At 64.9% G+C, this 17404-nt stretch carries 16 protein-coding genes; 10 read left to right on the forward strand and 6 right to left on the reverse strand.

Going from position 1 to position 17404, the window contains the following annotated elements; genetic code table 11:
* Positions 1–37: 37 nt before the first annotated feature.
* From cobG to ACZ3GY_RS19435, 5 genes are all read left to right on the forward strand, one after another.
* Complete coding sequence (cobG, locus tag ACZ3GY_RS19415; RefSeq protein WP_465911634.1) at positions 38–1393, forward strand: precorrin-3B synthase; 1356 nt, start codon at positions 38–40, stop codon at positions 1391–1393.
* On the forward strand, positions 1390–2022 hold the full coding sequence (locus tag ACZ3GY_RS19420) for a precorrin-8X methylmutase (RefSeq protein ID WP_225836677.1): 633 nt from the start codon (positions 1390–1392) through the stop codon (positions 2020–2022). The genes cobG and ACZ3GY_RS19420 overlap by 4 nt, the downstream gene beginning before the upstream one ends.
* A gap of 8 nt (positions 2023–2030) precedes the next feature.
* Complete coding sequence (locus ACZ3GY_RS19425) at positions 2031–2783, forward strand: precorrin-2 C(20)-methyltransferase (RefSeq protein WP_465911851.1); 753 nt, start codon at positions 2031–2033, stop codon at positions 2781–2783.
* Between the two features lie 168 nt (positions 2784–2951).
* Positions 2952–4616, forward strand: a complete 1665-nt coding sequence (gene cobJ / locus ACZ3GY_RS19430) for a precorrin-3B C(17)-methyltransferase (RefSeq protein ID WP_465911635.1) — start codon at positions 2952–2954, stop codon at positions 4614–4616.
* Positions 4617–4731: 115 nt separating this feature from the next.
* Complete coding sequence (locus ACZ3GY_RS19435; protein WP_465911636.1) at positions 4732–5253, forward strand: hypothetical protein; 522 nt, start codon at positions 4732–4734, stop codon at positions 5251–5253.
* Here ACZ3GY_RS19435 and ACZ3GY_RS19440 read toward each other — a convergent pair.
* Positions 5246–6250, reverse strand: coding sequence for an Ldh family oxidoreductase (locus ACZ3GY_RS19440; protein ID WP_465911637.1), 1005 nt, complete (start codon positions 6248–6250; stop codon positions 5246–5248). The genes ACZ3GY_RS19435 and ACZ3GY_RS19440 overlap by 8 nt on opposite strands.
* Before the next feature lie 255 nt (positions 6251–6505).
* On the opposite strand from ACZ3GY_RS19440, the gene ACZ3GY_RS19445 reads away from it, so the two are divergent.
* The 3 genes from ACZ3GY_RS19445 to ACZ3GY_RS19455 all read left to right on the forward strand — a co-directional run bounded on the left by ACZ3GY_RS19445 (position 6506) and on the right by ACZ3GY_RS19455 (position 10511).
* Entirely contained in the window at positions 6506–7042 is a 537-nt protein-coding gene (locus tag ACZ3GY_RS19445) for a sigma-70 family RNA polymerase sigma factor (protein ID WP_465911638.1), read from the forward strand.
* Positions 7035–8003 carry a FecR domain-containing protein gene (locus tag ACZ3GY_RS19450; protein ID WP_465911639.1) on the forward strand — a complete coding sequence of 323 codons (969 nt, stop codon included), beginning with the start codon at positions 7035–7037 and terminating at the stop codon, positions 8001–8003. Before ACZ3GY_RS19445 ends, ACZ3GY_RS19450 begins: the two co-directional genes overlap by 8 nt.
* A gap of 78 nt (positions 8004–8081) precedes the next feature.
* Entirely contained in the window at positions 8082–10511 is a 2430-nt protein-coding gene (locus tag ACZ3GY_RS19455) for a TonB-dependent siderophore receptor (protein WP_465911640.1), read from the forward strand.
* 217 nt (positions 10512–10728) lie between these two features.
* Here ACZ3GY_RS19455 and aroE read toward each other — a convergent pair whose 3' ends face one another.
* Together aroE and hemF are read right to left on the reverse strand one after the other, a co-directional pair.
* Positions 10729–11550, reverse strand: coding sequence for a shikimate dehydrogenase (gene aroE, locus ACZ3GY_RS19460; protein ID WP_465911641.1), 822 nt, complete (start codon positions 11548–11550; stop codon positions 10729–10731).
* A 58-nt stretch (positions 11551–11608) separates the two neighbouring features.
* The gene (gene hemF, locus ACZ3GY_RS19465) at positions 11609–12532 is read right to left on the reverse strand and encodes an oxygen-dependent coproporphyrinogen oxidase (protein ID WP_465911642.1); all 924 of its coding nucleotides are present in this window, start codon (positions 12530–12532) and stop codon (positions 11609–11611) included.
* A gap of 171 nt (positions 12533–12703) precedes the next feature.
* On the opposite strand from hemF, the gene ACZ3GY_RS19470 reads away from it, so the two are divergent.
* Positions 12704–13681 (forward strand): NADPH:quinone reductase, encoded by a 978-nt coding sequence (locus ACZ3GY_RS19470; RefSeq protein ID WP_465911643.1) that lies wholly within the window; start codon positions 12704–12706, stop codon positions 13679–13681.
* A gap of 228 nt (positions 13682–13909) precedes the next feature.
* Here the strand turns inward: ACZ3GY_RS19470 and tsaC are convergent, their stop codons facing one another.
* The 3 genes from tsaC to ACZ3GY_RS19485 form a co-directional block, all read right to left on the reverse strand.
* Positions 13910–14467 carry an L-threonylcarbamoyladenylate synthase type 1 TsaC gene (gene tsaC, locus ACZ3GY_RS19475; RefSeq protein ID WP_042556032.1) on the reverse strand — a complete coding sequence of 186 codons (558 nt, stop codon included), beginning with the start codon at positions 14465–14467 and terminating at the stop codon, positions 13910–13912.
* A gap of 36 nt (positions 14468–14503) precedes the next feature.
* Positions 14504–15619, reverse strand: a complete 1116-nt coding sequence (gene dprA / locus ACZ3GY_RS19480; protein ID WP_465911644.1) for a DNA-processing protein DprA — start codon at positions 15617–15619, stop codon at positions 14504–14506.
* A gap of 83 nt (positions 15620–15702) precedes the next feature.
* Positions 15703–16728: a LysM peptidoglycan-binding domain-containing protein gene (locus ACZ3GY_RS19485; RefSeq protein WP_465911645.1), complete on the reverse strand. Its 1026-nt coding sequence runs from the start codon at positions 16726–16728 to the stop codon at positions 15703–15705.
* Positions 16729–16879: 151 nt separating this feature from the next.
* Here ACZ3GY_RS19485 and def point away from each other — a divergent pair, with 151 nt between their 5' ends.
* Complete coding sequence (def, locus tag ACZ3GY_RS19490) at positions 16880–17386, forward strand: peptide deformylase (RefSeq protein WP_465911646.1); 507 nt, start codon at positions 16880–16882, stop codon at positions 17384–17386.
* Positions 17387–17404: the final 18 nt, after the last annotated feature.

Here is a 17404-nt window from a genome sequence, read left to right on the forward strand (position 1 = left end):
CGAACGGATGCCCATGTGACCCGACCCCGGTGATCCGTTGAAACAGGCTTTTTGCATTCCATCCCCTGCTGTTCGCCCCTCGGCCTGTCCGGGGTTGCTGCGTATCGTGCAGGCGAAGGATGGCGGCATCTGCCGGATCAAGCTGGCCTGCGGGCGCCTCGATGCCACCGGAGCCGAGCGCATAGCCCAGGCCGCACAACACCATGCAGGCGGCGTGATCGAAGCCACCAACCGCGCCAACCTGCAGATTCGCGGCATCCACGCCGGCAGTGAAGACGCATTGATCGGCGAGTTGCTGGCCGCCGGCCTCGGCCCGCGCTCACCCGCTGCCGACGATGTGCGCAACCTGATGGTCAGCCCGGCGGCCGGCCTCGACCCGGCGGCGCTGGTCGACGTATCACCACTGGCCGCCCACCTGCTGACGACGCTGGAGAACACTCCGCGCCTGCACGCGCTGTCGGCCAAGTTCGCCCTGCTGCTCGATGGCGGCGAACGCCTGGCCATGCTCGAACACCCCCACGACATCTGGCTCAGCGCCCTGCCGCTGGATGGCCAGATCGGCTATGCCTTCGGCCTGGCGGGCTGCCCGCCACAAGCGCCTGGCGATGTGCCCGCGCTGGCCGTGGTGCCCGAGGCCCATGCCGATGAGCTGCTGCTGGCGCTGCTCGACCTGTTTCTTGAACTGGCCACGCCCGAGCAGACACGCATGCGCCACCTGCTGGTCAGCCACCCGGCCGCCGAGCTGCTGCAGCACCTGAAGGAGCGCCTGGGTGACGTGCTGCTGAGCGCGGATGACTGGCGACGCAGCCCGGCGGAGCCCCAGGCCCATATCGGTATCGGCGGCCAGCGCCAGCTTGGCCGCGTGTATGTCGGCGGCGTCCCTCCATTGGGCCGGCTCGACGCCGAACAGCTGCTCGGGCTCGCCGCTCTGGCTAGGCGTCTGGGCGATGGCAGCCTGCGCATGACGCCCTGGCAGAGCGTGCTGCTGCCCAATATCGCCACAGCCGATGCGCAGGCAGCCCTCCAGGCGCTGGAGGGGCTCGGCTTGCTGGTCGATGCCGATGCGCCGCTAGCCCGCATCATCGCCTGTACCGGCTCAAGCGGCTGCGCCAAGGGCCTGGCCGATACCAAAGCCGATGGATGCCGCCTGGCCGAGACGCTGAAGGCTGGCCGCCGCCTGGCCGGCATCCACCTCAGCGGCTGCAGCCGTTCCTGCGCCGCCGCCCACCGTGCCCCCGTGACCCTGCTGGCGGTAGCCGAAGGCCGCTACGATCTGTTCGCCCGCCAGGCGGACAGCAACGATTTCGGCGCGCCACTGGCCCGCCACCTGACACTTGACGAGGCCAGCGAGCTGCTGGCCTCGCTTCCCGATACCTGGAGTTTCACCCGATGACCGATTACATCCGCGATGGTCAGGAGATCTATCGCCATTCCTTCTCCATCATCCGCGCCGAGGCCGACCTGAGCGCCATTCCGGCGGATCTCGAGAAGCTCGCGGTGCGGGTCATCCACGCCTGCGGCATGGTCGATGTGGTGCAGGATCTGCGCTTCTCCGCGGGTGCCGGTGCAGCCGGTCGCCAGGCCCTGGCCAATGGCGCGGCGATTCTCTGCGATGCGCGCATGGTCGCCGAAGGGGTGACCCGTGCGCGCCTGCAAGCGGCCAACCCGGTGCTCTGCACCCTCAACGATGCCGGCGTGCCTGAGCTGGCCAAGAAGCTGGGCAACACCCGTTCGGCGGTGGCGCTGGAGCACTGGCGCGAGCATCTCGAAGGCTCGGTGGTGGTGATCGGCAATGCCCCCACCGCATTGTTCTATCTGCTCGACATGCTCGCTGCGGGCGCGCCCAAGCCAGCGCTGATTCTCGGCTTCCCGGTGGGCTTCGTGGGCGCTGCGGAGTCCAAGGATCTGCTCGCCAGCACCTTTGCCGAGCATGGCGTGCCCTACGTGATCGTTCAGGGCCGTCGGGGCGGTAGCGCCATGGCCGCCGCCGCGGTCAACGCCCTGGCCACGGAGGTCGAGTGATGAACGGTATGGACCGCCCCGGCAAAGGCCGCCTGCTGGGCCTGGGCGTAGGCCCGGGCGACCCCGAGCTGATCACCCTCAAGGCCCTGCGCCTGCTCAAGTCGTCACCCGTGGTCGGCTACTTCGTGGCCAAGGCCAAGGCCAATGTCGGTCAGGGCGGCAACGCCTTCGGCATCATCGAAGGCCACCTGGACGACAGCCAGCAGCGCCTGCCACTGGTGTATCCGGTAACCACCGAAAAACTCGAACCGCCACTGACTTACGAAGGCGTGATCAGCGACTTCTACGACACCTGTGCGGTGCAGATCGCCGAGCATCTGGATGCTGGTCGCGACGTGGCGGTGATCTGCGAAGGCGACCCGTTTTTCTACGGCTCCTACATGTACCTGCACGACCGCCTGGCCGAACGCTACGAGGCCCAGGTAATTCCGGGCGTGTGCTCGATGCTCGGCAGCGCGGCGGTGCTCGGCGTACCGTTGGTGTACCGCAATCAGAGCTTGTCGGTGCTCTCCGGCGTGCTGCCCGAAGACGAGCTGCGCGAGCGCCTGCGTGATGCCGAAGCCGCCGTGGTGATGAAGCTGGGTCGCAACTTCGAGAAAGTCCGCCGCGTGCTGCAGGACCTTGGTTTGCACGACCGTGCTCACTACGTGGAACGGGCGACCATGGCCAACCAGCGCATCGTGCCGCTGCACGACGTCGAGCCCATGGCCTCGCCGTATTTTTCAATGATCGTGGTGCCCGGTGAGAAGTGGCGGGGTTGAACCGAAACAGCTGTCTCGCAGTAAGCACCTTTTCCGTAGGAGCCAGCTTGCTGGCGATATCGATGGCCAAATCGATAGTTGTGTTGCGGGTCGGATCGTTTCGCCAGCAAGCCAGCTCCTACATGACTCCAGCGAACTCGCCTGCCTGTTCCTGACAGTGGATAAACCATGACCTCTTCACCCGCCATCGTCATCCTCGGCACCTCTGCGCTGGCCACTGCACGGCGCATCCAGGCACTTTATCCACAGGCCGTTATCCATGGCTTGCGTGAGCGGGTAGACGCCGATCAGGCCTACGACGACTTCGGCGATACCTTGCGCAGCCTGTATCGCAACGGCACGCCGATCATCGCCCTGTGCGCCGCGGGTATCGTCATCCGTAGCCTGGCGCCGCTGCTCGCCAGCAAGGGTGCCGAGCCACCGGTGCTGGCCGTGGCCGAAGACGCGAGCGCCGTGGTGCCGCTGCTCGGCGGCCTGGGTGGCGTCAACCGCATGGCCAGAGAAATCGCCGCGACGCTGGAAACCCGCGCAGCCATAACCACCAGTGGCGAACTGCGCTTCGGCACCTGCTTGCTCGACCCGCCGAGCGGTTATGCCCTGGCCGATCTCGAGCAGGGCAAGCGCTTCGTCTCCGACCTGCTGGGCGGCGAAAGCCTGCACATCGATGGCAATGCGCCATGGCTGGACGAAGCCAAGCTACCGCTGGCCGAGGATGCCAGCCGTACCGTGCGGATAACCACCGAGCAGCGCCCTGCGCAGCCTGACGAACTGCTGATCCATCCACGCACGCTGCTCGTTCTGGTCGACCAGGCAGATGATCTTGCAGCAGCCATCCGCCAGGTATTCGAACAGTCGCGCATGGCGCCGAAATCACTGGCCGCTCTGCTCGCCCCCCAGACTCTGATGAGCGACAAGCGTCTGGCCCAGGTCGCCAGCGACCTCGCCGTACCGCTGCGCTTCGTCCGCGCTGACAATGGACTGCCACCTCGGGTGCACCGCAGCGAAAACCTGCAGTTGCTGCAGGCCGACTCGCCCGAAGCGGCGCTCGGCATTGGCCGCCCCCGCGGTCGCCTGAGCGTGATCGGCCTCGGCCCCGGCGCCGCCGAGCACATGACCCCCGCGGTACGCCGCGCGCTGGACGAAGCCGAAGACCTGCTTGGCTACGAAACCTACGTGAAGATGGCCGAGCCGTTGCGCCCGGAACAGGTACGCCACTGCAGCGACAACCGTGAAGAGCTGCAACGCGCCCGCCATGCCTTCGAACTGGCCGCCAGCGGCCGCCGCGTGGTGGTGATTTCCTCCGGCGACCCCGGCGTATTCGCCATGGCAGCGGCCGTGCTGGAAGCCTTGGAAGCCAATGGCACGGCGACCGACTGGCACGCCGTCGAACTGGAAATTCTGCCTGGCGTCTCCGCTGCCCTGGCCACCGCCGCCAAGGCCGGCGCGCCGCTGGGCCACGACTTCTGCCTGATCTCCCTGTCGGACAATCTCAAGCCCTGGGCGGTGATCGAAAACCGCCTCGACCATGCTGGCGCAGCGGATCTGGCGATGGCCTTCTACAACCCGATCTCCAAAGCCCGCCCCTGGCAACTCGGCCGCGCCCTGGAAATCGTCCGCCAGCACCGCACGCCCGACACAGTAGTCGTACTCGGCCGCGACATCGGCCGCCCCGCCGAAGCCCTGCGCGTGCTCGATCTTGGCGAACTGACGCCAGAGATGGTCGACATGCGCACCCTGGTGATTATCGGCTCCAGCCAGACCCGCCGCTTCCCCCGAGGCGATGGCGGTGAGTGGGTGTACACGCCGCGCAGTTATCCACAGCTCCATCCGTAGCAACGCGCGGGGTTTACACCAGCTTTACATCTGCCTGACGTCACCTTGCACAGGCCTCCCGATAATCGATTCTGCCCAACCATCTGGTCGGGCTGTCGATTCTCTGGAGCCCATGATGAAAGCAAGTCTCCCCCGTACCGCCGTCGCCGCGCTGTTGCTGGCGACGCTTTCCCTGAACGCGGTGGCTGGCCCAGGCGGGCCGGGTGGTGGCCCAGGGGGCCCGGGTGGTTATCGCGGGCACGGCGGCCCTGGGCCAGGCTGGGGCGGCCCGGGCCCACGGCATGGTCACGGCCTGCCGGACTACGCCCGTGAGCTGTGGATCGGCAGCGCGCTGTACTTCGTCGCGGCCGGCAGCTACTACATGTGGAACGCCGACCGCAGGCAATACATCGTGGTCGAGGCGCCGCCGGTAGCCGTGGCGGCCCCTGCGGCCAATTACAACGTGATCGCCTATCCAGCCCGCGGCCAGAACGCGGACTTGCAGGCCCGCGACCGCTACGAGTGCCACAGCTGGGCAGTCAGCCAGAGCGGTTTCGATCCGGCTACCGCCATCAGCGCACCCGCCGCCACCGCCACCGACTACTACCGGCGCGCCCTGGGTGCCTGTCTGAGCGGACGCGGTTACAGCATCAATTGAGCAGCGCTTTCAGGTCGTCGTAGAGCGCCTGGGGAATCTGTACGCCGTCGGTAAGGCTGCGGGCGCGCGCATCGTAGCGACGCTGCGAAGGCAGTCGTGCGCCCTGCCCTTCGATGCCGTCGAACAGCGCCTCGGCCCTTGCCAGGTGCTGATCGGCGGCCGCACCGAGAAAGCGCTGAGGATCGAGGGCGATGATCAGCTCGCCGTGATACGGCGACGATTTGCTGCCCGCGTCATAGGCCAGGGACTCGGCGCTGGTCAGGTCACCGATCAGCGGCCCGGCGATCAGCTCCACCATGGCGGCCAGTGCCGAGCCCTTGTGTCCACCAAAGGTCAGCATGGCGCCGTTCATGACCGCCTCGGCGTCGGTGCTCGGCTGGCCGTCGGCATCGATGCCCCAGCCCTCCGGGATGGCCTTGCCGGCACGACGATGTAGCTCGATGTCGCCGCGGGCGATGGCGCTGGTGGCGAAATCGAAGATGAACGGATGCTTGCCGGCGCGCGGCCAGCCAAAGGCGATGGGGTTGGTGCCGAAGATCGGCTTGCTGCCACCGGCCGGAGCCACCCAGGCATGGCTGGGGTTACAGGCCAGGGCTACCAGCCCAGCCTCGGTGAGCGCTTCAATCTCCACCCACAATGCGGAGAAATGCACACAGCGATTGATCGCCAGCGCGGCGATGCCGTTGGCCCTGGTTTTCTCCTCGAGCACTGGCAACCCGGCCTGGAAGGCCAGTTGCGAGAAGCCGCCGCGGGCATCCACGCGGACGATCGATGGCGCCTGGTCGATCACCTCGGGCTCGGCATCGGCCACCACCTTGCCGGCCTTGAGCGAGCTGACGCAGCCCAGCACACGGTACAAACCATGGGAGGCGCAGCCGTCGCGCTCGCCCGCCAGCACGGTGGCGGTCACGGCACGCGCCTGGGCCTCGCTGAACCCGTTGTGGCGCATGATCGAAAGCGCCAGCTCTTCGGCTTCGGCCAGGGTCAGTCGAATCATCTTCAGCTCCTTGTTAGAGGCGGCCGCAGGGCCATATTGACGGTATACAGTGAGACCTGAACCCGCCGCTGGCTTGATGCCTTTGCTCCCGGCAGATGACGAATTCAGCATAGCCCGATCAACACTGACATCGCCCGTAGCCTGGTGTTGAGCGCGGCGATACCCAGGAGGCAGTCCAGCCGCGCCTTTGTTTGCACGAGCCTCGGGTTACACTGATAGAATGCGACGAATTCTCATTCCCACCGATCCCATCCAGTGCATTCGACCTCATCGGCATCCCACCAGCATCAGGCCATCGATCAGCTCTACAGCCACCACCACAGCTGGCTGCAGGGCTGGCTGCGCAAGCGCCTGGGCAATGCCGCCGATGCGGCGGATCTGGCCCAGGATACCTTCGTGCGCCTGCTCAGCAGTGAGCCGGGCGAGCCGCTGAACCTCACCACACCACGGGCCTACCTGGCCACCATCGCCAACCGCCTGACCATCAACCTCTACCGCCGCCGCTCGCTGGAGCACGCCTACCTGGCCGCGCTGGCGGAAATACCGGGAGAGCTGGCGCCATCGCTGGAACATCAGGCCCTGGTGCTCGAAGCCCTCGACGAGGTCGACCGGGTACTCGCCGTGCTGCCAGCCAAGGCCCGGCAGGCGTTCCTGATGGCGCAGCTGGAAGGTTATACACAGGAAGAGATCGCCAGCCGGCTCGGCATCAGCGTGCGCTCGGTGCAGCGCCACCTCGCACGGGCCTTCGAGGAGTGCATCGTGCTCGCCAGTCTGGGCGCCCAGCATGAGTGAGTCGCCCATCGACCGACGTGTCGCCCGTGAGGCGGCCGGCTGGTTCGTGCGCCTGCAAAACGCTGGCGCCAGCGCCGCCGAGCATGCTGCCTGCGTCGAATGGCGGGCCCGGCATGCCGATCACGAACGAGCCTGGCAACTGGCCGAGCGCTTCAGCGGTCGCGCCCAGCAGCTTGCCGGAGGCGCCGGACGGGCGGCCCTGGAGCGCCCACGCAATCTGCAACGGCGACAGGTGCTCAAGACCCTTGCCCTGCTGATCGCCGCCACCCCGCTCGGCCTCACCGCACACCACGGCCTGCCGTGGCGCGAATGGCAGGCGGACGAGCGCACCGCTACCGGTGAGCAGCGCACCCTGCGCCTGCCCGATGGCGGACAGCTTCGCCTGAACACTGGCAGCGCGGTCGATATCGCCTATGACGACAGCGTGCGGCGGGTGCGCCTGATCGCCGGTGAGATGCTCGTCGAGGTGCCCCGCGAGCATGCCAGGCGGCCGTTCATCGTGGATACCGCCGAAGCGGAAATCGCCCTGCTCGGCAGCCGCTTTCTGGTGCGCCAATACCCGCAAAGCACCTACCTCGCCGCGCTGGAGGGCGCTGTCGAGGTGCGTCCGCGGCTGTCACGAAGCGATGACGGCCTGCTGCGTCTGGCGGCAGGCCAGCAGACCCACGTCAACGCCCACACTGCAGAGCCTTCAGTGGCACTGGCACAGAATCGTCTCGACTGGCTCAGTGGCGTACTGCGCGCGGAAAAGATGCGCCTCGATGACTTCATCAGCGAGCTGGATCGCTATCGCCCCGGCCTGCTGCGCTGTGATCCAGCGGTGGCCGGGCTGCTGATCTCCGGCGCCTTCCAGCTGCGCGATACCGACCAGATTCTTCGCGCCCTGAGCCAGACACTGCCAGTGAGCGTCCAGTACCGCACGACCTATTGGGTCACCGTCACGGCGCGTGCGAACGCGTAAGAGAATCATTGTCGTGTTTTATGAATGCTGCGTGTCCCTCCCGTAACCACATCATTCTCACAGGGCGGGGACGGAAACATGGCGACGACGCAGGGCATGCAACCACTGGCACGGGCGGTACACGCTGCCGCACTGGGTCTGATCATCGCAGGCGGCAGCCTGACTGCGGCCTCGCTGCAAGCCGCCGAGCAGGCAGCCCAGCAGAGCCGTGCCTATCAGGTACCAGCCGGTAACCTGAGCAGTGCCCTCTCCGACTTCGCCAGTCAGGCAGGCATCACCCTGCCCATCGAACCGGGTCTGGTGGAAGGTTTGCGCAGCCCGGGCCTGAACGCCGCCACCAGCGTGGAAGGCGGCCTGCGGCAACTGCTGCAGGGCACCGGTCTGCAGGCTGCACCGCAGGGTAACGGCCTGTACCTGCTGACGCCGCAGGAAGCGGGGGCAAGCCTGGAGCTGGGCGCGACCAGCATCACCGGGCAAGGCCTGTCGTCGACCACCGAGAACAGCGGTTCCTACACCACTGGCTCCATGCAGACGGCCACCAAACTGCCCCTGAGCCTGCGCGAAACGCCGCAGTCGGTCAGCGTGGTCACGCGCAAGCGCATGGACGACAAAGCCATGACCAGCATCAGTGACGTGATTCAGAGCACGCCGGGCATCTTCCTCAACGGCTCCGGCGGCGTCGGCCGTCCGAGCTTCAGTGCCCGTGGCTTCGACGTCGATAACATCATGTACGACGGCTTCCCCACCAGCTTCCTGACCTACCTGCCCAGCGGCGAAGCCAACCTGGCCATGTATGACCGGGTGGAAATCGTCCGCGGGGCCACCGGCCTGGCCCAGGGCTCTGGCAGCCCCGCAGGCGCCATCAACCTGGTGCGCAAGCGCCCGACCCACGAATTTCAGGGCACGCTCACCGGCAGTGCCGGCAGCTGGGACGATTACACCGGCACCCTGGATGTCGGCGGCCCGCTCAATGAAAACGGCACCCTGCGCGCCCGTACGGTGGTCTCCCGGCAAGACGCCAAAAGCTTCCGCGATTCGGTGGAGCACGATCACGACCTGTTCTATGGCGTGGTCGACGCCGACCTCAGCGACAGCACCACCCTGACGCTCGGTGCCTACCGGCAGAAAAACCATACCAACTACATCTGGGGCGGATTGCCCATGGCACGTGGAGGCGGTCATCTGGGGCTACCACGGGACACCTTCCTGGGTCATGACTGGGAGTACTCGGACAACCGCACCACCGGCTACTTCGCCACCCTGGAGCACGCCTTCGCCAACGACTGGAAGCTGCGCCTGGCCGCCATGCAGTCGAAAACCGACACCGACGTGCTGGCCTCTTCAGTATGGGAATACGACCGCCACTATCTGTGGACGGAAGCCATGGAGCAGAAGGAAACCGGCTACGACCTGGCGCTCAGCGGCCCCTTCCAGTTGCTCGGGCAAGAGCACGACCTGACCCTGGGCGTCAGCAAGCGCCAGCTGGACTATCGTTCCGGCAAGGCCTGGAGCGCTTTCATCGACGCGGGCAGCAACCCCTTCGAGTGGAACCCGGGTGCGCATGCCAAGCCGGACTACGTCACCGGCGGCTACGGTCTTCCAGAAACCACCACTCAGGACAGCGTCTATGCCAGCACCCGCCTGCGCCTGACCGAGCCACTGGCGCTTATTCTCGGCGGCCGTCTCGACTGGTACGAACTCGAAGACCGCGAAAACAGCGAAGGTAACTACAAGGTCACCCGCAACCTGACCCGCTATGCCGGCCTGGTCTACGACCTGGATGCCAATCACTCGGCCTATGTCAGCTACACCGATATCTTCAAACCGCAGAACAGCAAGGGCCTGGACAGCAAGGTGATCGCCCCGATAGTGGGTGAGAATTACGAAGTCGGCCTCAAGGGCGAATACTTTGATGGCGCACTGAACGCCAGCCTGGCCGTTTTCCAGATCGACCAGAAGAATCGCGCCCAGGAGCTGACCGATTTCAAAGGGTGCGGCTCAGGCCCCGCCAGTGCCTGCTACGAGGCTTCCGGCCTGGTACGCAGCCGCGGCATCGACATGGAAATCCAGGGTGCCCTGACCGACAATTGGCAGCTCGCCGCGGGTTACACCTATACCCAGACCAAGTATGTCAGCGACGCCAACGCAGCCCGGGAAGGCGAAGACTTCGACCGCAAGAAACCGCGCCAGCTGTTCAAGCTGTCGACCCTCTACACCCTGCCCGGTGAGCTGCAGCGCTGGCGCATTGGCGGCGATGTCTACCAGCAGAGCCGCATCCGCACCTCGGGTGGCACCGGTGCCAGCGCCTGGAAAAACCAGCAGGGTTCCTACACCGTGGTCGGTCTGGTGGCCGGGTACAAGGCCAGCGAGCAGCTGGATCTGCAGGTCAACGTCAACAACCTGTTCGACCGTACCTACTACAGCAGCGTGGCCAACGGCGGTTGGAGCCCGTACGACATCTACGGCGACCCGCGTAATTTCAAACTGACGGCGCGCTACAGCTTCTGAGAAAGCAGCTCGCCAGCGAAGATCCAGGGAAGGACGACGCAGACCGGCTGCATCAAGGCGAAAGCGGCCGGTGAGCAGAGTTTATTTTGTAGGAGGGGCTTTAGCCCCGAGCTTTTTTGGGGTGCAAAGAGCTCGGGGCTAAAGCCCCTCCTACAAGTTACGCGAACGTCCGCTTCTGCCTTGCTCCAGACGCAAAAACCGGCGGCGCGGCGTGGTGCTACGCAGCCAGTTGGCGGCGGAGCTCGGCCAGTACCGGTGCGCTGTCCGGGCGCACACCGCGCCACAGGTTGAAAGCTTCCACGGCCTGTTCGACCAGCATGCCGAGGCCATCGAGGGTACGTGCAGCGCCCTGCTCCGCAGCCCAGCGATTGAAGGCGGTGGGGCCGGCGCCGTACATCATGTCGTAGCAGCAGGTATGGCCCGGCTGGATCAGACTGGCGGCGATCGGTGGCAGCTCGCCGGACAGGCTGGCGGACGTGCCGTTGATGATCAGATCCACCGGCGCATCGATCCAGTCGAAACCACTGGCCACCACCGGGCCGAGGTCAGCGAACTGGCGGGCCAGTTGCTCGGCCTTTTCCACCGTGCGGTTGGCGATCACCAGAATCTGCGGCTGCTGTGCCAGGAACGGTTCGAGAATGCCGCGCACCGCACCACCGGCGCCGAGCAGCAGGATGCGCTTGCCGCGCAGCTCGATGCCGGCATTCACGGTCAGATCACGCACCAAGCCGGCACCGTCGGTGTTGTCACCGAGCAGGCTGCCATCATCCAGCTTCTTCAGGGTATTCACCGCACCGGCACGGCGGGCGCGCTCGGTCAGGCTGTCGGCCAGGGCGTAGGCCTGTTCCTTGAACGGCACGGTCACATTGCCGCCACGGCCCTCGGCGAAGAAGGCTCGCGCATAGCCTTCGAAATCATCCAGCGGCGCCAGCAGTGTTTCGTAGCTCAGCTCCTGACCGGTCTGATCCGCGAACAGGCGGTGGATCAGCGGCGATTTGCTGTGGCCGATGGGGTTGCCAAATACACCGTAGCGATCCATGAAAGTTTCCGTGCGCAAAAGCCAAAGGCGGCAAGCCTGAAGCTTTTTGCGCTGACCTTCAAGCCTGGTTCTGGTCGTTCAGCCAATCGCGGTCAGTCAGGAAATACTCGGTCAGGCGTGCTTCCTCGCTGCCCGGCTGGGCTTTCCAGTCGTAGCCCCAGCGCACCTGCGGCGGCAGCGACATGAGGATCGACTCGGTGCGCCCACCCGACTGCAGACCGAACAGGGTGCCGCGGTCGTAGACCAGGTTGAACTCCACGTAGCGGCCGCGACGATACTCCTGGAACTCGCGCTGCGCTGGGGTGAAGGACATGGCCTTGCGACGCTGCACGATGGGCAGGTAAGCCTCGATGTAGGCGTCACCGATGGCGCGGATGAAAGCGAAGCAGGTGTCGAAATCCCACTCGTTGAGGTCATCGAAGAACAGCCCACCGATGCCACGCGGTTCACCGCGGTGCTTGAGATGGAAGTAGCGGTCGCACCAGGCCTTATAGCGCGGATAGACATCGGCGCCGAAAGGCTCACAAGCCTGCTCGGCGACCCGGTGCCAGTGCACGCAGTCCTCTTCGTTGCCGTAATAGGGGGTCAGGTCGAAGCCACCACCGAACCACCAGACCGGCTCTTCGCCTTCCTTCTCGGCACTGAAGAAACGCACGTTGGCGTGAGAAGTCGGCACATGGGGATTGTGCGGGTGGATCACCAGCGACACGCCGAGCGCCTGGAAACCACGCCCGGCCAGCTCCGGACGATGGGCGCTGGCCGACGGCGGCAGGCTGTCGCCGAATACGTGGGAGAAATTCACCCCACCCTTCTCGATCACCGCACCGTCACCGATGACCCGTGTGCGACCACCGCCACCGCCAGGACGCTGCCAGGCGTCTTCGATGAAACTTCCCCGGCCATCCTCGGCTTGCAGGGTGGCGCAGATACGGTCTTGCAGGTCGAGCAGGTAGGCTTTTACGGCCTCGGTCTGGTCACTCACGGGCTTACCCTGGTTGCGGCGAAATCGGCGGCTAGCATAGCACCGGGTATCCGCACTCCGCAGTTGACGCGGGTCAACGACAGGTGCGACGTTCAGCCGCTGAGAAAAAACGGTTTAACCCCGTACCGCACTCGCGGTCTATTGCACTCATCTTTAAGCAGGAGCAAGACGATGGCCAAACGCATCCAGTTCAGCCGCCACGGCGGCCCCGAGGTTCTCGAATACGCCGACTACCAGCCGGCTGCCCCTGGCCCTCATGAGGTGCGTGTGCATAACCAGGCCATCGGCCTCAATTTCATCGACACCTATTTCCGCAGTGGCCTGTATGCGCCGCCATCGCTGCCGTCCAGCCTGGGCACTGAAGGTGCCGGCTTTGTCGATGCCATCGGCTCCGAGGTCAAGGGCTTCCAGGTCGGCGACCGCGTCGCTTATGCCACGGGCCCGCTGGGTGGCTACAGCGAGTTGCACGTGCTGCCCGCGGAAAAGCTGGTCAAGCTGCCCGAAGCGATCAGCTTCGAGCAGGCCGCAGCGGTGATGCTCAAGGGCCTGACCGTGCAATACCTGCTGCGCCAGACAGCCGAGCTGAAAAGCGGCGACATCATCCTGTTCCATGCGGCCGCAGGTGGCGTTGGCTCATTTGCGTGCCAGTGGGCAAAAGCTCTGGGCGTCAAGCTGATCGGCACCGTGAGCTCGGCGAAGAAGGCCGATTACGCCAAGCAGCAAGGTGCCTGGGCGACCATCGACTACAGCCATGAAGACGTCGCCCAGCGCGTACTGGAACTGACCGATGGCAAGAAATGCCCGGTGGTCTATGACGGCGTCGGCAAGGACACCTGGGAGACCTCGCTGGATTGCGTCGCGCCGCGTGGGCTGCTGGTCAGCTTCGGCAATGCGTCCGGCGCCGTCACTGGCGTCAACCTCGGCATCCTCTCGCAAAAAGGCTCGCTTTACGTCACCCGCCCGACCCTGGCGGGCTACGCCAATACGGCGGATAACCTGCAGAAGATGGCCGATGAGCTGTTCGGCATGATCGCCAAGGGCAAACTCGACGTGGATATTGCCCAGCGTTATCCGCTCAGCGAGGCTGCTACGGCGCAGACGCTACTGAGTGACCGCAAGACCACCGGCTCGACCATTCTGTTGCCCTGAAACCCCGGCCATGGGATCTGTAGGGATGGCATCGAATCGCTCCCTACGCTCAGCTTCAGGGGTGCTCTGCGCCCCCGCAAGCGAGCGATGATGCAACCCATCGGTGGGCTGAAGCGGATCGCCGCCCGGCCCACCCTACAGGGCATGTGGGTGTGGCGTAGGGTGGGCTTTAGCCCACCAAATCCAACGGCCGACAGTATGAGAGCGAACACGGCCGGTGGCTTTTAATCAGGCCGGGCGACGCACGTCGCCGGTCACCAGATCGCGAATCACGCTGGGATTGCGGCGCCCACCCAGGGCACCGCCCAGCACCGCGTCCAGCTGCCTTGGAAAGTATTGCTCAACCCGCAACCGCGAGCGCGCAGCCGGGCGGCCGGCGGGGTTCGCGGAGGTCGAGACCAATGGCCCGGTCAGGGCGCACAGCTCGCGTACCCGCGGGTGATCGCTGACCCGCAAGGCAACGCTGTCGTGCTCACCGGTGATCCACTCCGGCAGGCGATCCTGATGCGGCACCAACCAGGTATTCGGGCCAGGCCAGGTGCTGGCCAGACGGTCCTGCCAGATCTCGGGCAGATCCTCGAGCAGGAAGTCGAACTGGCGGATGTTGTCGGCCACCAGAATCAGGCCCTTGCGCACGGGCCTTTCCTTCAGCGCCAGCAGGCGATCCACCGCCATTTCATCCCAGGGATCGCAGCCAAGCCCCCAGACCGCTTCGGTCGGATAGGCGATAACGCCCCCGGCACGAACCACACGCGCTGCCTGCTGAACCTGCCAACTGGTGATCATGGATATCTCCCCCGGAAAACACTGGGGCGCAGTGTATTACGCCTTGCAGCCCACCCAAAGCCCGGCTTCGCAGGCAACGCGCCCGTCCAGCTCCAGCTCGGTCAACGCGGCAAGCACCTCGGGCAGCGCCCAGCCGCTGGAGTGGGCCAATGCTTCACTGCTGTGGGGCGCGGCGTGCAGCAATGCCAGCAGCGGGTGGGCTGGCAGCTGCGGGGCAGCCTCGGCAACCGCCGAATGCTCAGTACTGGATGCCTGCCAACCGCGTAAGGCTTCGAGGATGTGGTCGATGCTTTCCACCAGCGTAGCGCCGTCACGAATCAACTGATGGCAACCCTTGGCGCCCGGATGATGAATGGAGCCGGGAATCGCATACACCTCGCGGCCCTGCTCTGCCGCGAGGCGCGCGGTGATCAGCGAGCCACTCGACGGGCTGGCCTCGACCACCAGCACACCCAATGACAGGCCAGAAATTATCCGATTTCTTCTCGGAAAGTTGCTGGCCTGGGGTGGACTATCCAGCGGCAGTTCCGAGACCAGCGCCCCGCCCCGCTCGATGATGTCCTGAGCCAGACGCTTGTGGCGGGCCGGATACAGGCACTGCAAGCCCGTACCGAGCACGGCGATGGTGTGCCCGCCGACATCCAGCGCGCCCTGATGCGCTGCGCCATCGATGCCGAGCGCCAGCCCGCTGGTGATCACGAAACCACCACGGGCCAGGCTGCGGGCGAAACTGTGCGCGGTATCCAGACCGGGCTTTGATGCCCGACGGCTGCCGACCATGGCCAGTTGTGGGCGCTCGAGCAATGTCGGATCACCGGCGACGAACAGCAGCGGTGGCGCATCGGGAATTTCTGCCAGCAAGGCGGGATAGTGCGGGTCATCCCACATCAGCACCTGCTGACCAGGCGCCTGCAGCCACTCCAGGCTCAGCCGTGCCCGCTCGCGCACCTGTGGGCTACGCCGTGCTTCGGCGCACGCCAACGGCAACCCAAGCGAGCGCCAAGCGCTGGCCGGCGCGCTCAGGGCAGCAGAGGCGCTGTCGAACGCACTGAGCAGTTTGTGGAAACGCTTTGGCCCCAGCTCCGGCAGACAATGCAGGCGCAGGCGGGCTTCGAGTTCGGCGGGAGACAACGCAGATGAGAATGGCGACATGGCTGATCATCCTTGATCGGTCGCGCCGCCAAAGCGGCGGAGGTAGAAAACACAAGCCCCGCAGAAGCGGGGCTTGTTTGACGTTACGGGTTGCGAACCTTGTCCATCACTGCCAACTGCCGGGAGGCATTGAGGATCATCCCGTAGCTGAGCTTCTCGTAGGTGCGGAACACCATCAGCAGACCGGCGCGCTCGTCAGGGATCTTCACTGACTCACCGGTAACCCGGTCGCGTACCGTTTCGCCGGTCTTGTAGACGGCCAGCACGTTGCCGATCTCCAGACCGTCACGGGCGCCCTTGTTCAGGGTGACCACGTCGAACTGACCGATCTGGCTGACACCACGCGGCACATCGAGGATCAGGCCCTTGATCTCCGTGGTCGGCTCGCTGGGCATGAACGACGAGTTGATAGCCCGCTCCTCGGTGGCGAACAGACGGTCGCCGTTACGCACTTCCTGGGTGGTGCGGGTCAGGTTGAGGGTACCGACGCTCTCTTCTTCGGCAACGATTTCACCGCCGCCGATGTCATCGGCGTTGATACCGAGGAATTCCTTGGTATCCGGATCCGTGTAAGTCTTGCCCTGACGGAAGATGCCGTACACCGGCGCGGCCGGGTCGAAGGTGCCACGGGCATAAACGCGATCACCGGCGCCACTGACCACACGCTCGGCATTGCCGGCGACGATATAAGGTGCGCGCTGGAACTCTTCCGGGGTATCGACGATACGGTTCTTCAGCAGAAAACTGTTGATCGCCTCCAGCGGAATGGTCGGAATGGCTTCCGCCATCGGCGTGCTGCGCACTTTCGGCGACAGCTTGATGGTGCCGCGCGATTCGCCACGACCGAGCATCAGACGCGGCTGACCGTCGATATAAACCAGGCTCAGCAGGTCGCCCGGATAGATCAGGTGCGGGTTTTCCACCTGCGGATTGGCGTGCCAGATTTCGGGCCATTTCCAGGGCTGGCGCAGAAACTTGCCGGAAATATCCCAGAGGGTATCGCCCTTCACGACCGTGTAACGGTCGGGGTGGCCTTCCTTGAGCTGCACCTCGGCGTGCGCCAGGCCGCTAGCAGCGACCAGCAACAGGGCGAGTAGTGATTTCCTCATGCGGTGAATCCCTTTATTATGTGGCTTCGCGTGAAGCGCCCTAGCGCCGCGACAGAACCCAGTAAAACCGCGGCGTGAAGCCGTTTTTCGATGCTGCCGCCATCTTAGCAGCGGATTTTGAATTTATTCCACAAGTGCATCACAAACGCATATGGCGATTTTAAACATCCTCGAATTTCCCGATCCACGCCTGCGTACCATCGCCAAACCGGTGGACGTGGTCGATGAGGCCCTGCGCCAACTGATCGACGACATGTTCGAAACCATGTATGACGCCCCCGGTATCGGCCTCGCCGCGACCCAGGTGAACGTGCACAAGCGCGTGGTCGTCATGGATCTGTCCGAAGACAAGAGCGAACCGCTGGTGTTTATCAACCCGGCATTTGAATCGCTCACCGAGGAAATGGATCAGTATCAGGAGGGCTGCCTCTCGGTGCCCGGCTTCTACGAGAACGTCGACCGCCCGCAGAAGGTCAAGATCAATGCCCTGGATCGTGACGGTCAGCCATTCGAGATCATTGCTGAAGGCCTGTTGGCGGTGTGCATTCAGCACGAGTGCGATCACCTCAACGGCAAACTGTTCGTCGACTATCTGTCTACGCTCAAGCGTGACCGCATCAAGAAGAAGCTGGAAAAGCTGCATCGCCAGCAAGATTGATCGCATTCAACCCAAAGG

The organism is Pseudomonas sp. PME37.24/006 (assembly GCF_055556635.1).